Source organism: Streptomyces sp. NPDC087844 (assembly GCF_044742785.1).
Classification (GTDB): domain Bacteria; phylum Actinomycetota; class Actinomycetes; order Streptomycetales; family Streptomycetaceae; genus Streptomyces.
Genome location: NZ_JBIUVD010000025.1, coordinates 96,075 through 108,702, shown reverse-complemented (window position 1 = coordinate 108,702; position 12,628 = coordinate 96,075). Strand labels below are relative to the sequence as shown.

Below are 12,628 nucleotides of genomic sequence, written 5' to 3'. Positions count from 1 at the left end.
GGCCGGCCGCGAGGGGCCGGAGTGCGGTGCGGAGGGGAGAGCCGGGGCGCGGTTCAGACGAGGTCGAAGTACTCGCGCTGCTCCCAGTCCGAGACATGCGCCAGGTAGCGCGCGAACTCCGCGCGTTTGATCGTGGTGAGCCAGGAGACGACGTCCTGGCCAAGCGCCTCGGCGAAGACCGGGTCCGCGTCGAGCGCGTCCAGCGCCTGACCGAGCGAGCCGGGCAGACCGCGCGCCCCGGCGTCGTACGGATCGGTGGTCGGCGGGCCGGGATCGAGCCGCCGGGCCATCCCGTCCATCCCGCTCACCACCTGCGAGACGATGTAGAGATACGGGTTCGCCGCCGGCTCGCCGGATCTGTTCTCCAGTCGGGCGCCTCCCCCGCCCTGGGCACCGACGACCCGCACCATGGCGCCCTTGTTGTCGATGCCCCACACCACCCGGTCGGGAGCCAGGGACATCGGCAGATACCGCTTGTAGCCGTTGACGGTGGGCGTGGTGAAGACGGTGGCGGCGGGCGCGTGTTCCAGCAGTCCGGCGAGGTAGTGCCGGCCCACCGGGGACAGCGTCTCCCCCGGCGCCGGGTCGAAGACGGCCTCACCGGTCGCCCGGGACCGCAGTGACTGGTGCAGATGCCAGCCGCTCGACGCGGTCTGCGCCACGGCGGGACGCGACATGAACGTCGCGTGGTAGCCGTTCCTGCGGCAGATCTGCCGCACCGCCGCACGAGCCGACAACGCGTCGTCCGCGGCCTGCGCCGCCCCCCGCGCGTCCAGGGTCAGCTCCAGCTGGCTGGGCCCGAACTCCAGCTCCAGGGAACGCAACGGCAGGTCGAGTCCCGTCAGCCCCCGGTACAGCAGGTCCACCAGGTCGTCGAGCCGGTCCAGACCCTCCTCGTGCAGCAGTTGCGAGCCACTGCTCAGCGGCTCCACCTCCGGCGCCGGGCCCGGTGCGCCCGGCCGCCCCACACCCACCGGAGCGGAGCCGGCCACGGACCCGTCCGCGGAGGGACGGCGTACGGGCCGGTACACGTGGAACTCCAGCTCCACACCGACTGTGAGGTCGTACCCCGTGTCCGCCAGCGCGGCCAGCCTCTCGCGCAGCAGTCCGCGCGAACAGAACGCCGCCGCAGTGCCGTCGGGATGGTAGAGGTCGCACAGGATCCAGCCGGTCCGCTCGGCCCACGGCAGTACCCGGAACGTCGTCATGTCCGGCACCAGAACGATGTCGCCGGCCCCGGCGAAGCGCCCGGAGGCCAAACCCTCACCGCCGGAGAAGACGGGGAAGACGGTCCGGCCGGAGGTGTCCTTCAGCAGCAGGGAGGACGGCGCGGTGACTCCCGAGCGCAGTGCGCCGGGCACCGCCTCCCGGGTCAGCGTCTTGCCCCGCAGCACCCCGTGCTGGTCGGCGAAGGAGAACCGCACCTTGTCCAGGCCGAGTTCGTCGATCACCCGGCGGACGTGTCCGGCGGCCACATGCTGCCGCTCGTCCCACAGGCCGTGCCGCTCGACGAACCCGCCGGCCCCGGCGGAGGTCAGCGGGCGGGCACCGGGCCCGTCACCACCCTGCGCCCGCGGCCGCTCGTCAGCGCTGCGCACCGGGCACCTCCTGCCCCGCCCACGGGGACCGCGCGCGCCGCTCCGACTCCCGTCGCCGCCAGGCCTCTTCCCAGCCGTCCGCGGGCGTGATGGTGTCGATGGCCGCAGGCCCGGTCAGCTCCTCGGCCTCCCGCTCGTCGAGCGGCAGACCAGGCACCGGATTGCCGTTCTCGAACGAGGTGATCGCCTTGAGCAGGAGTCTGCGGTTGGCGGTCACGGCACGGTCGGAGACGCCGAGCCGCTCGACGGTCCGGTCCTGGACGGCCCCCATGCTCTCCACCGCCCACTGGTCGTGGACGTTGATGTCCAGTCCCATGCCGGTGTACGTCAGTTCCCGCTGCTCCTTGGCATCGAAGCCCCAGTCGTTCGTGCGGTTGCGCAGCGGCCGGTAGTCGGGGAGCGAGACCTCCGCGAGGCGCTGGGCCAGCAGCGTGTCCTTGTCGGTGACCTCCTCGAAGTCGTAGAAGATCATGAACCAGTAGTGGTTCTCGTCGTCGATCGGGACGTGCCACTGGCAGAAGACCTTGCCGTTGCCGAAGGGCACCACGAAGGCGTTGGGGAACACCAGGTTGGTGATCCGCACATGCCGGACGTCCTCGGCGAGTTCACGCAGCGCGAAGACCCGCAGGCCGTGCTCGGCGCTCTCCACGTCGATGTCCGGACGGGAGCTCGCGCCGACCAGTTCCGAGAGCTTCTTCCCGGTGCCCTCCACCTCCTCGCTGAACTGCTGCCCGTACACCTCGCGCGGGTCCTCGCCGACGAAGCGGTGCAGGAAGGAGACATGGCTCGGGTCGATCCCGCCCTCCACGCCCTGCAGCCAGTTGCACTCCCACCAGCCCTTGAAGGCGAAGGTGTACTCCTCGGGAGCGCGGAAACAGTCGTACGCCGGGAAGGGGGGCGGGTCGCCGGTGCCGAGATAGGCGAAGACGAGGCCGTTGCGCTCCACGCAGGGGTAGCTCGGGATGCGCACCTTGGCCGCGAAGTTGCTGTGCTCGGGTTCCGCGGGCTGCTCCAGACACCGGCCGTCCGGCCCGTACAGCCACCCGTGATAGAGGCACCGCAGTCCGCCGCTCTCCCTGCGCCCGTAGGAGAGGTCGACGCCCCGGTGGGCGCAGTACCGCCCGACCAGCCCCCACGAGCCGGTCCCGCCGGCGTCCTTCGGCCGTTCTGCGTCGCCGTCGCCGACCGGGCGTACTGTCTCGACACCGTCGGAGCGCAGTGCCTCGTCGTCGGCCGGGCGCACCGTCTCGTCACCGTCGGAGCGCAGTGGCTCGTCGTCGGCCGGGCGCACCGTCTCGCCGCCGTCCGGTCCGGGACCGTTGTCGTCCCGCCGGAAGAGCACCAGGTCCTCGCTCATGACCCGGATGGCCTTGACCGGCCGCTCGTCCGGCATCTCCGAGACGAGGGCGACCGGCTGCCAGTAGGCGCGCATGAGTTGTCCGAGGGGCGTGCCCGGACCAGTGCGCGTAACGCGCTCGTTGTCCTCGCGTCTCAGCATCGCTCACCTCGTGCATCCGATTGCGTATTGATTGGATCCAATACTTACACATTGAGATCCAGAGCGACAGGGCCACATCACGGAGAACAACGGCGCGGCCTTTTCCGACCGCGCCACCCCTTCCTCAACTCCGTTGCGCTGCAAGCAGCTTGGGCAACTCCGCCGACCTCGGCGACCTGGGTGACCTGGGTGACCTGGGCGCGAGCGTCACCGCCGCCTCGACACCGGCGTCAAGGCAACCCGAGCATGACGGCCATGGCGGTGATCATGAGCACACCGCCCACCTCCCCCAGCAGCAGCGCACGCCTGCCCGGAGAGAGTGCGGCGATCCGGGGCGGCCACGCCTGCCGGACGAGCATCACACCCGCCCGGGCCACGCCCCAGCACGCGACGGAGAACAGCACCGGCCACGGCGCGAGTCCGACCGAGCCGGTTTGCGTCGGTATGAGGCCGGAGAGACCTTCCTCGCCGTGGTGACTTCGTCCTACAACCGCCGCGGCCGCCGCCAGCAGCCCCATCGCGGCCAGGTTCACCGACTCGGCAGCTCGGCGGAACGCACACCCCGCGCGCATCTCCCACAGAGAGGCACCGACAAGTGCGGCGGCGCCCGCCACCAACAGCTTCTGGCCTCCCACTGCGGGAGTCATCGCCGCCATACAGGCCAGCGCGACCGCGTGCGGCAGCCACTGCCGCGCGGGGGACGGCAGATGACCGGCGAGACACAGCACCCCGCCCACCAGCCCCGCCACCCACAGCACCTCATGCATGGGGCTCACACCGGGCGGACTGGTCCACCCCCGCGTGGGCCCTGACGGACGACAGCCGACGACAGGGGCCACGAGCGACGGTACCGGCACCGGCACCACGCTCACGGGAACGCCCTGTGTCGCACAGGGGAGGGAACGAGTGGGGTGACGTGCTCACGATCCTCCTTATGTCACTCGCGCAGGACGACGTCCTCGCAGACACGGACAAACCTGAGCGATACATGTTTCGTGCCCGACCGGCTCCTGTTTCCCGCCCGTAACAGCTCCCACCGTCGCGGTGACGTCACTCTCCTCGGCAAACCGCCCCCGGCCCGAGAAGTTGCCCACGACCTCTCCGCCCACACCGCGCCGGCCACTGGCCACTGGGCACTGGGCACTGGGCACTGAGCACTGGGCACTGAGCACTGAGCACTGGGCACTGGGCACTGGGCACTGGGCACTGGGCACTGGGAGCCGAGCGTTGGGCACTGGGAGCAACTTGTCCATTGAACTTTCCCCTTGGTCGTGGACACCTGGAGACTGGGACCTGAGGTTCCAGAGGAAGTAGCACCAGGTGGGAAACAAGTACACGAAGCGGTACCCCAAGGAGTTCAAACGGGACGCGATCGCGCTCGTCGACTCCTCAGGAAAGACGGTCACCGCGGTCGCCCGGGAACTCGGCATCAGCTCGGAGTCCCTGCGCGGCTGGTACCGGCGGGCCAAGGCAGACCGGGGTGAGGGCCAGCCCGGTGAGCTGACCACGGCCGAACGCGACGAGCTCAAGCGGCTCCGGAAGCAGAACACCGAGCAGGCCAAGACGATCGAGGTACTGCGAAAAGCCGCGGTCTTCTTCGCGAAGGAGAGCGATCGATGAACGGGGCATATACGCGTTCATCGAGGCGGAGAAGACCAACCACGATGTTGCTTTCCTGCGCCGGCTGCTGAACGTGGCCCGCTCCTCTTTCTACGCCTGGCGCTCGGCGGCGGAGACGCGAGCCGCCCGGAAGGCTGCCGACGACGCCCTCGCCCACGAGATCACCGTCATCCATGTCGCGTCCCGCAAGGCCTACGGAGTCCCGCGCATCCACGCCGAACTGCGCAGACCGGGTCGCCGTGTGAACCGCGAGCGCATCGCCCGCCTCATACGCGAGCGCGGCATCCAGGATGCTCATCGCCGCAAGCGGCGCTCGCTGACTAGACCGGACAAGAAGCCCCGGCCGGCTCCGGACCTGATCGGCCGCGACTTCCACGCCGACATTCCCGGAACCCAAGCTGGTCAGCGACATCACGTTCCTGCCGACGGCCGAGTGCTGGCTCTGTCTCGCCTGCTGGCTGGACCTGGCCACCGGGGAGGCCGTCGGCTACGCGATGGCCGGCCATCACCGAGCCTCCCTGGTCGTGGACGCGCTGAAGATGGCCCACGGCCGGGGCGCTCTGCAGCCCGGATGTATCGCCCATTCGGATCGCGGCAGCGAATACACATCGGCCGAACTCCGGCACGCAATGGGTGAGTTGCGCCTCCGCCAGAGTTGCGGACGAACCGGATCATGTTTCGGCAACGCCGCCGCGGAGAGTTTCTGGGCCCTGCTCAAAGAAGAAATCGGCACCCGCCTCTGGCCCGACCGTGCGACCGCCCGGGCCGAGGTCTTCGCCTTCATCGAGACCTTCCATAACCGCCGCCGCCTGCGCAAACACAAGGTCTTCGGCTACCTCAGGCCAGCCGAGACCCGACAGCTGCACCAGCACACCCCCGCGGCATAACGATCACGTGTCCAAGATCACGGGGAAACTTCGGCGGTCCAGGTGACCCAGGAGTCAGGAGCCGTGCCCGCTGGTGACCAGCCGGCCTCCCGGGGCCGCGGCGCCCACCATGTTCCCTTCGAAGAACTCGTTGCTCAGCTCGCTCACGAAGTCGCCGCCGCAGACCAGAGAGCAGCACCGGGCGCTGCGGCAGGAAGTGGAACCGGGCCAGAGCGGCCCTCTCCATCGCGGAGGAGGGCGCCGTCCCGTTGCGGGCGGCCGCTGACTACGTGTACCTGCGGCCCGGCAGAGCTTCTTGCTGTCGGGCAGGGCGAGGGTGGATCGCCATGGGCTGGTCATTGGTGGTGAACGTGTGGCAGTCCACCTTGATCGCGTCTTTGCCCGGCCGCCGGGTGCGCCGGCACGGCGCAGTGTGAGCCAGCCGGACGGAATCGCCTGCTCCCACGGATACGCACCGTTGGATGTCGGAGTGGACGAACTGGTGCGGGTCGCCGGCGCCCGGTGGGCGATCGAGGAGTGGTTCCGCCTGTTCTCCCTGACCCGGCAACTCCTCACCACCGGCCGGCGCCGCACCCTGTGCCTCGCCCGCCACTGGCCCTGGACGGGCCAGGTCACCACCGCCCCCAAACGTCTTGTACTCCTGCCGAACCCCGGCTGACCGTCAACCTGCCCGCTACTACGAGGGAACCGGTCCGGACCGGAGCAGTGGAGCCCGGCGATCACCCGAGACGACACTCGGGCGCCTGGCCTGCCCGCCATCAGCCGCAGAAAGCGACACGGTCCGCCCGATCACGCCGGCAAACCGTCATGACAGACCGAGGTTGGTGCCGCAGATGGCGCGCGGTGGCATCGGTCGCGGCGGCGATCTGCCAGACCTCGTAGAAGGGCTCGAAGGCCCGGCGGAAGCTCTTCGAGCGATCCCGGAAGCGAAGGCGCAGCCCTCAACCATCGGTGAGGCCGTCGCCGCACAGGGGGCCAGTCCGGTCAGTCGGCCGCGGTGGAGACCAGCGGCGTCGATCAACCGGTAGGCCGTGGTGCGCAGGTCGTCGTCGTACGCAGCTCTTCACTTTTCGGGCAGGGCCCGCCGGGGTCGTCCTGTAACGCATTCGGCTCCCTGTTCCAAGTAGAAGTGACAGCAGGACGGACAACGGGAGGTTCACACCTTGGCATCCGACAGCAGAAGCCGGAGCGGCCCACCGGGAGAGATGTACGATCCGGCCGCCTTCGAGGTCTTCTATCGCCGCCATGTCGACACCGTCACCCGCTTCATGGCCAGGCGGGTCACCGATCCGCACACCGTCGCCGATCTCACCGCCGAGACGTTCCTCGCGGTGATCGACTCCGCCCGTGCCTACCGCCCCGACCTCGGGAGCGAGACGGCCTGGCTGTACGGCATCGCACGCAACGTGGTGGCCACGGAAGCCCGAAGGAGCGCGCGTCAGAACGTGCTCGGGGGCCGTATCGCCGGCCGCCGACTGCTGGAAGGCGACGACATCGGCCGGCTGGAGGAGAAGCTCGACGCCGAGGAGGCCGGGCGTCGCGCGCTGGCCGCCCTGGACAGGCTCCCTGACGGCGAGCGCGCGGTGATCGAACTCGTCGCCGTCGATCAACTGAGCGTCACCGAGGCCGCCGTGGCACTGGGCATACGCAAGGTCACCGCCCGGGTGCGGCTGCACCGGGCACGCAGGTCTCTGCGCTCAGCGGCGGCCGAAGCCAACGGGCAGCAAGCAGCACTCACGTACGCAAGGGGAGAGGCATGAGCGCCAGGACGACGATGACCTTCGAGGACCGTCTGCTGAACGAACTCCAGCGGGAACTCGCTCTCAGGACCGAGTACTCGCCGGTTGCGGAGCCGGCGAGCCGCCGCACGATCACCACTCGCCGGGCGCTCGTCGCCCTTGCGGCGTGTGTCGTCGCGGCGGGGGGCGCGGTGGCGCTGCCGGCGTCGACGGGTGGGGCGCAGGCGTATGCCGTCGAGCGGCACGAGGACGGCAGTGTCACGGTCAGCATGGAGGAGATCCTTCTGAGTCGGGACGAGAAGGAGGAACTGACCGAGAGGCTCCGGGCCGAAGGCATCAACGTGAGCGTGGACAATCCCAGGAGCGGCTACGTCTGCGCGCGGCCTCGCGGTGAGATGTACCAGCCACGTTGGAGCCTGACCTCGTCGGGTGACCCCTCCGTGATACCCAAGCACAAGTACACACTGCGTCCGGGTGACTCCCTGGTCTTCGAGGAGCCGGAACCGGCGGGTCGGACCAGCCCTGCCGCAAGCGTGTACGCGGTGAAGGGGGCGGTGGAACCCTGCGCTGAGGTGCCTTGGGACGGGGGACGGCCTTTCGAGGAGTCCCCGGAATCGAAGGAGTGACCGAGGGCCCGTACGGTATCGCCGACTGTACGGGCCCTCAAGGGCCCGTATCAGGCGCAGCAGCGTTGAACGGCTCGCCGCGACCGCGAGCGTGTCCACCAGCCGGGCCCCCGCCCGGCCGGCCGGCCGGTATCAGTGCCAGCTTCTGCGACACCACCTCCGGACCGGCACTGCGCCGGCCATAGCGGAAGGCCAGTCCGCTGACCTGCTCGGCGAAAGTCACCTGCGGGCGCGCGCTCTCATCGCAAAGGGACCGACGGACCTGTAACTCGATCACCACCCGCCGGTGCCCGCCCGAGCGTCGGCAAGGCGGCGTACATACCGGCCGTGCACCCGCGCGGACCTCACTGCGCAGCCGGAACATCCGGCCCGCTCCGTCGTCGCCCGGGCCCGCACGACCACCAACTTACCGTCCGCCACTAAGTTTTCGATCCGAACACCATCGACCCGGTGAAACCACAGGCCCGCAAGGAAGACGTTACCCACGACCGTTCGTGATCGCGGGTCAGTGACCCTCCGTGGCTCCGGCACTGAAGTGCTTCAGAACCATGCTTTTCTGCCCGGACAACCGACGAGCTGCCGCCCCTCTGTCATCGCAGCAGCACTGATCAGCGGTCCTGACAGCGGCACTACTACGGCGGCCCGGGCCCACGGTCCTGACGGATGTCAGGACCCCCGACGAGCCGGTCCTCCTACCGTTCGAGGTGTCGCAGTGTTTCGGGGGAAGAGGGATGAACATGGCCGGACGCACCGGGTCCTGTCCAGGGCGGGGCAAGGCCGTGGCCGCAGTGCTGCTCTGTTTGGCGGCTCCGGCGCTGTCGGCCTGCACGGCCGCACCACCATCCCCGGCTCCCAGGACCACCGTCTCCGAGTCGACCGTCGCCGCCCGCGCGCTTACGCCCGCGGAGCGGCAGACCCTGGCACAGGCCGAGGCGCTCCTGACGCGGAACTGCATGGAGGAGCGGGGATTCTCCTTCCACGTCGTCGGGGACCTACCGGACGGGGTCGACCGCCTCTTCCCGTACGTCGTCGACGACGAGGGCTGGGCCGCCGAGCACGGCTACGGCAGCGACATCCAGCGGAAACGGGACACCCTCGCCGCCAAGAACCCGAACCAGCTCTACTTCCGGAGCCTCTCCGCGGAGCGCAGGGACGCTGCCGTGGACGCGCTGAACGGCCCCGCGCCGACGGGGCTGGAAGCGCGGGTTCCCGGCATGGGCACAGTCCGGCACAGCGATCAGGGGTGTGAGTCCGAGGCGCAACGGTCCCTCTACTCGGACCTGCGCAAGTGGTACAGCGCGTGGAAGGTGACGGACGCTCTGGAGCGGTCCGTACCGCCCGCGGTCGCACGGGACGAGCGCTTCACGGCGGCCGTCTCACGGTGGTCGACCTGCATGCGGGCCAAGGGCCACTCGTACAGCTCCCCGCTGGAGGCACGTCAGCGGTTCGTGCGTCGGGCGGGTGAGTCCCGCGCCACCGAGATTGCGACCGCGAGGGCGGAGGCCCAGTGCGCAGGTCCCTCGGGTCTCGCGAAGACGGCCCGCACGCTCGCTCTCGCTGAACGGGCGAGGGTCGAAGCCGACCATTCCACCGAGTTCATCAACAGGAAGACGCTGGAGTCCGGGGCGCTGAACCGCGCCCGGGACATCGTCAAGACCTGCTGACTCCCCATCTGAGAGGTATGAGGAAATGAAGCGACTGACTCTGCTTGCCACCGGTGCCGCGATGCTCTTCGCGACAGCCGGCCCGGTCGCCGCCGTGCAGGCCGCGGACGGACCGGCCGCCGCACCGCGCGCGGCCGCCGCTGCGGAGGACGGCAGGCTGCACGCGTGGGCGGACCCCTACCAGCGGGGCGCCCACTGTTCCTGGTCGGGGAACAAGCGTGACTGGGACTACGGCGACGACGGTGTGACGGGCAACTGCCAGCCGATGCGCAACCTCGCCTCGTCGCTGGAGAACCGCGGGTTCGCGGGCGGTTACGACGATGTCGACCTTTACTACAACCAGGACCAGAGCGGGGTGTACGCCTGCCTCGGCCACGGTGACGCGTGGCAGGACCTTTCGGGAGGGGACTACATCTTCAACAACGGCCTGTGGTGGTGGTCGGGGAAGAACGAGTCGGTCAACGACAACATCTCCTCGCACTCCTGGACCGACGGCTGCTGACCTGCCGATGTCGATCGTGCCGGGGACGGGGGCCCGGCACGATCCCCCTGCTGTGACCGTCTTCGTCCTGTGCAGGGCGAGGCCCTGACTCGGCTGGTCGGTCCAGGTAGGACCCATGGGAGCGGCGGGCCCATCACCACACCCGGCATCACCACACCCCGCAGGCCGTAGCGCGTGGGTAGCACCCAGATTGCTGGTCGTATCCAAGATCACCAACAGTATCCGGCACTTACAAGCCCGACCAACACCAGTGCCGCTAGGCGCGCCAATCACCCTGCACAAGAACCGCCACCCCGCCCAGCCCCCTGCGCAGCATCAAACACCCCACACACCCCGCCCCAACCACCCACCCGGCTTCTCAACGAACCCACAACACCCCGGGCCAGCAAGCACTCAATACACCAACAAACCCCCCTCCGAGCGTTACCCGAGCCCACGTCCTCGCAGGCGCGCGAAGGCTGTCCGCACGCTTAAATTCTGGTCCGGACTGGGCAGCGCAACGGCCAGGAGAGCAACCTACGGAGGCTGCTGGGCGGCACTGCCCGGGCGTCGCCCTCTCAGTGGTGGTGGGTCAGTTGATCGACTCGCAGCCGCTGCGGTCGCCGTTGATGTTGCGGTACCGCGGGAACTTCAGGTATTGGCGGCTCTCAGTGCCGTACCGACCGTCGGCAGAGATGTTCTCCCGTCCCTGAGCGGTCGCGAGGGCATCCCGCGTGGCCGGCCCGAAGTCACCGTCGGTCGCGAGGTTGAATCCGTAGCAAGAGTTAAGAGTGAACTGGAGCCAGCTGACGCCGGATCCCGCACTGCCGTAGTCCATCCAGCAGTTGGCGGTTCTGCTGATGCCGGTTTGATATGCCGGCCGGGTGATGGAGTACCCGGAGGTGACCCCGGTTGCGGTGACCTGATTGCTGTTGCATTGCCCGGCGTATGCCGCCGCCGCGGAGGGGGCGACAGCCATGGCCCCGCCGAGGAGGCCGGCTGTGAGGGCACCGATCGCCATGATGCGAGGGGCCCGTGAAGTCGAACGGATGATCATGAAAATGCTCCTAGGGTCTCGGATGTCAGGAACTCGTCCCCTGAACCTGCTGAGAAACATTAGGATCATCGCGGCCTCGCAGCTTTGTCGTGCGTGCACGGAACTTGATCAGTCGTGCACCAGTTCGAGGGGACGCCGCCGCACTCGGTGAAACTTCGATGCTTGACGCTTCCCCGGCGCGGGAACCGCCTTGGAAGCGGCTTCGTGAGCCGAAGAAGAGAGGCACCGAGCAAGCAGCGGCAAAGCGGGCGATCGAGGACCGGACCAGGGTGCCGTCCGTGAACCACAACCGGTCCATGTCCCGGCCGGGCCGGAAACCGGCTCGATCGCGAGCAGCGGTCCCAGCCTCTGGATCACCCGGCACAGGGTGGAGGACGAGACGCCGGACAGCGGGCCGAGCTGCCGCATAGTCAGGTTCGTGCGGTAGTACACCGCGACCACACCAGCACCCACTCGGCCAGCGGAAGCGACCACAGCCGGCCCCCACACCCGCCCAGCCTTCAACACCCCAGACATACAGCAGAGATGGCCAGCTCACGGCCTTGTGCAGCACCCTTTAGCAGCGCTTCGCTGCCTGCCAACTCGCACAGATCCCTCAGGATTGCTTGCTCCTGCACGTGTGCATATTCCAGCCCTTACTTGCGCCTCTGTAGAGAGATCAATCGCCCCACCCCTCAGGAAGTGTCAGACGGGCAGGCCTCATCGACCAGATCAAGGGGCGGAGTTTCAGCGAATGAGGGCCGGTCCGCGGGAACGTCGAAAGGCTTATGGAGATCCAAAGCGCTCGCACCCCGCGGTCATTGCCCCCCTTGTGGCGGTGGCGCCCCTGCAGTTTTCCGAAGGTACGGTTCGCGGTCGAGAATCTGAAGCTGCTGGACGGCGGATCTGCGATTCAGTTCAAGCGCTGCAGCCCGGAGTCCGCCGACGACACCGAACACGCCGGACAGTCAGAGACAGCTGGTGGTTCAGGGAACGCTTCGTCACGTCCGTCGAGCCATCCAGCCAGGCGTTCGGCCAGAGTGACCCCCTCAGGAAAGAGAGCGTGTTCGAGGCAGCGCTGGTTGGGATCCCACGCCCACATCCGGCCGTCGGAAGTGCTGAAGTCGACGAAGGACCAGATGGCACAACCCCACTCCAGCAGCGGAACGACCGAAGCAGGGTGACCGGGCTTGTCACGCCACCCAGTGAGATAGGCCTCGACCAGCCGCGGACTATCGCTGAACTGGTAGGTCGTATCCGTCAGCGACAATGCCTCGCCCCACCGGCCGAACCCGCCGTCAGCGACCTCGAGATAGATCCGCTTGAGCAGGGCCGGCATGGGATGCCCCACCGCCGCTTCGACCTCGGCGACAGCCTCCGCGGAGCCCGGTGCAGGCTGATCACCAGGGGCAGCCTCGGCGCGTATCTGGTCGAGGAGCTCGTCATCGGTCATAGGCGCAGTCAATCAGGCTCTGACCT

12 protein-coding genes and 2 pseudogenes are annotated in these 12,628 nt (G+C 68.6%); 8 read left to right on the top strand and 6 right to left on the bottom strand.

The genetic code is table 11. From position 1 onward, the window contains the following. Nucleotides 1–53: 53 nt before the first annotated feature. The 3 genes from ACIOKD_RS35405 to ACIOKD_RS35395 all read right to left on the bottom strand — a co-directional run bounded on the left by ACIOKD_RS35405 (nt 54) and on the right by ACIOKD_RS35395 (nt 3,872). Entirely contained in the window at nt 54–1,598 is a 1,545-nt protein-coding gene (locus tag ACIOKD_RS35405; protein WP_402092056.1) for a glutamine synthetase family protein, read from the bottom strand. Next, complete coding sequence (locus tag ACIOKD_RS35400) at nt 1,585–3,096, bottom strand: Rieske 2Fe-2S domain-containing protein (RefSeq protein ID WP_402092054.1); 1,512 nt, start codon at nt 3,094–3,096, stop codon at nt 1,585–1,587. Before ACIOKD_RS35400 ends, ACIOKD_RS35405 begins: the two co-directional genes overlap by 14 nt. Before the next feature lie 230 nt (nt 3,097–3,326). Further along, entirely contained in the window at nt 3,327–3,872 is a 546-nt protein-coding gene (locus ACIOKD_RS35395) for a hypothetical protein (RefSeq protein ID WP_402092053.1), read from the bottom strand. A gap of 544 nt (nt 3,873–4,416) precedes the next feature. On the opposite strand from ACIOKD_RS35395, the gene ACIOKD_RS35390 reads away from it, so the two are divergent. The 8 genes and pseudogenes from ACIOKD_RS35390 (at nt 4,417) to ACIOKD_RS35355 (ending at nt 10,134) form a co-directional block, all read left to right on the top strand. Then, nucleotides 4,417–4,716, top strand: coding sequence for a transposase (locus tag ACIOKD_RS35390; RefSeq protein WP_402092051.1), 300 nt, complete (start codon nt 4,417–4,419; stop codon nt 4,714–4,716). Between the two features lie 73 nt (nt 4,717–4,789). Then, a pseudogene (locus ACIOKD_RS35385) lies at nt 4,790–5,014 on the top strand (IS3 family transposase); the annotation flags it as partial. A 100-nt stretch (nt 5,015–5,114) separates the two neighbouring features. Further along, nucleotides 5,115–5,603 carry a DDE-type integrase/transposase/recombinase gene (locus ACIOKD_RS35380; protein ID WP_402092102.1) on the top strand — a complete coding sequence of 163 codons (489 nt, stop codon included), beginning with the start codon at nt 5,115–5,117 and terminating at the stop codon, nt 5,601–5,603. 457 nt (nt 5,604–6,060) lie between these two features. Next, nucleotides 6,061–6,261: a hypothetical protein gene (locus ACIOKD_RS35375; RefSeq protein ID WP_402092049.1), complete on the top strand. Its 201-nt coding sequence runs from the start codon at nt 6,061–6,063 to the stop codon at nt 6,259–6,261. A gap of 547 nt (nt 6,262–6,808) precedes the next feature. Beyond that, nucleotides 6,809–7,363 carry an RNA polymerase sigma factor gene (locus tag ACIOKD_RS35370; protein WP_402092047.1) on the top strand — a complete coding sequence of 185 codons (555 nt, stop codon included), beginning with the start codon at nt 6,809–6,811 and terminating at the stop codon, nt 7,361–7,363. Further along, nucleotides 7,360–7,968, top strand: a complete 609-nt coding sequence (locus ACIOKD_RS35365) for a hypothetical protein (protein WP_402092045.1) — start codon at nt 7,360–7,362, stop codon at nt 7,966–7,968. Before ACIOKD_RS35370 ends, ACIOKD_RS35365 begins: the two co-directional genes overlap by 4 nt. Nucleotides 7,969–8,705: 737 nt before the next feature. Beyond that, nucleotides 8,706–9,632 (top strand): hypothetical protein, encoded by a 927-nt coding sequence (locus ACIOKD_RS35360; protein ID WP_402092044.1) that lies wholly within the window; start codon nt 8,706–8,708, stop codon nt 9,630–9,632. Nucleotides 9,633–9,657: 25 nt separating this feature from the next. After that, nucleotides 9,658–10,134 carry a hypothetical protein gene (locus ACIOKD_RS35355; protein ID WP_402092043.1) on the top strand — a complete coding sequence of 159 codons (477 nt, stop codon included), beginning with the start codon at nt 9,658–9,660 and terminating at the stop codon, nt 10,132–10,134. A 571-nt stretch (nt 10,135–10,705) separates the two neighbouring features. Here the strand turns inward: ACIOKD_RS35355 and ACIOKD_RS35350 are convergent. The 3 genes and pseudogenes from ACIOKD_RS35350 to ACIOKD_RS35340 all read right to left on the bottom strand — a co-directional run bounded on the left by ACIOKD_RS35350 (nt 10,706) and on the right by ACIOKD_RS35340 (nt 12,602). Further along, the gene (locus tag ACIOKD_RS35350; RefSeq protein WP_402092041.1) at nt 10,706–11,134 is read right to left on the bottom strand and encodes a peptidoglycan-binding protein; all 429 of its coding nucleotides are present in this window, start codon (nt 11,132–11,134) and stop codon (nt 10,706–10,708) included. A gap of 354 nt (nt 11,135–11,488) precedes the next feature. Beyond that, nucleotides 11,489–11,652, bottom strand: a pseudogene (locus ACIOKD_RS35345) (transposase family protein); the annotation flags it as partial. A 410-nt stretch (nt 11,653–12,062) separates the two neighbouring features. After that, nucleotides 12,063–12,602: a hypothetical protein gene (locus ACIOKD_RS35340; protein WP_402092040.1), complete on the bottom strand. Its 540-nt coding sequence runs from the start codon at nt 12,600–12,602 to the stop codon at nt 12,063–12,065. Between the last annotated feature and the right edge of the window lie 26 nt (nt 12,603–12,628).

What these genes read in the sequence shown, in the direction of transcription:
- ACIOKD_RS35400 (WP_402092054.1), bottom strand. Translation starts at nt 3,096, where the DNA reads ATGCTGAGACGCGAGGACAACGAGCGCGTTACGCGCACTGGTCCGGGC.
- ACIOKD_RS35370 (WP_402092047.1), top strand. Translation starts at nt 6,809, where the DNA reads ATGTACGATCCGGCCGCCTTCGAGGTCTTCTATCGCCGCCATGTCGAC.
- ACIOKD_RS35365 (WP_402092045.1), top strand. Translation starts at nt 7,360, where the DNA reads ATGAGCGCCAGGACGACGATGACCTTCGAGGACCGTCTGCTGAACGAA.
- ACIOKD_RS35360 (WP_402092044.1), top strand. Translation starts at nt 8,706, where the DNA reads ATGGCCGGACGCACCGGGTCCTGTCCAGGGCGGGGCAAGGCCGTGGCC.
- ACIOKD_RS35355 (WP_402092043.1), top strand. Translation starts at nt 9,658, where the DNA reads ATGAAGCGACTGACTCTGCTTGCCACCGGTGCCGCGATGCTCTTCGCG.
- ACIOKD_RS35350 (WP_402092041.1), bottom strand. Translation starts at nt 11,134, where the DNA reads ATGGCGATCGGTGCCCTCACAGCCGGCCTCCTCGGCGGGGCCATGGCT.
- ACIOKD_RS35340 (WP_402092040.1), bottom strand. Translation starts at nt 12,602, where the DNA reads ATGACCGATGACGAGCTCCTCGACCAGATACGCGCCGAGGCTGCCCCT.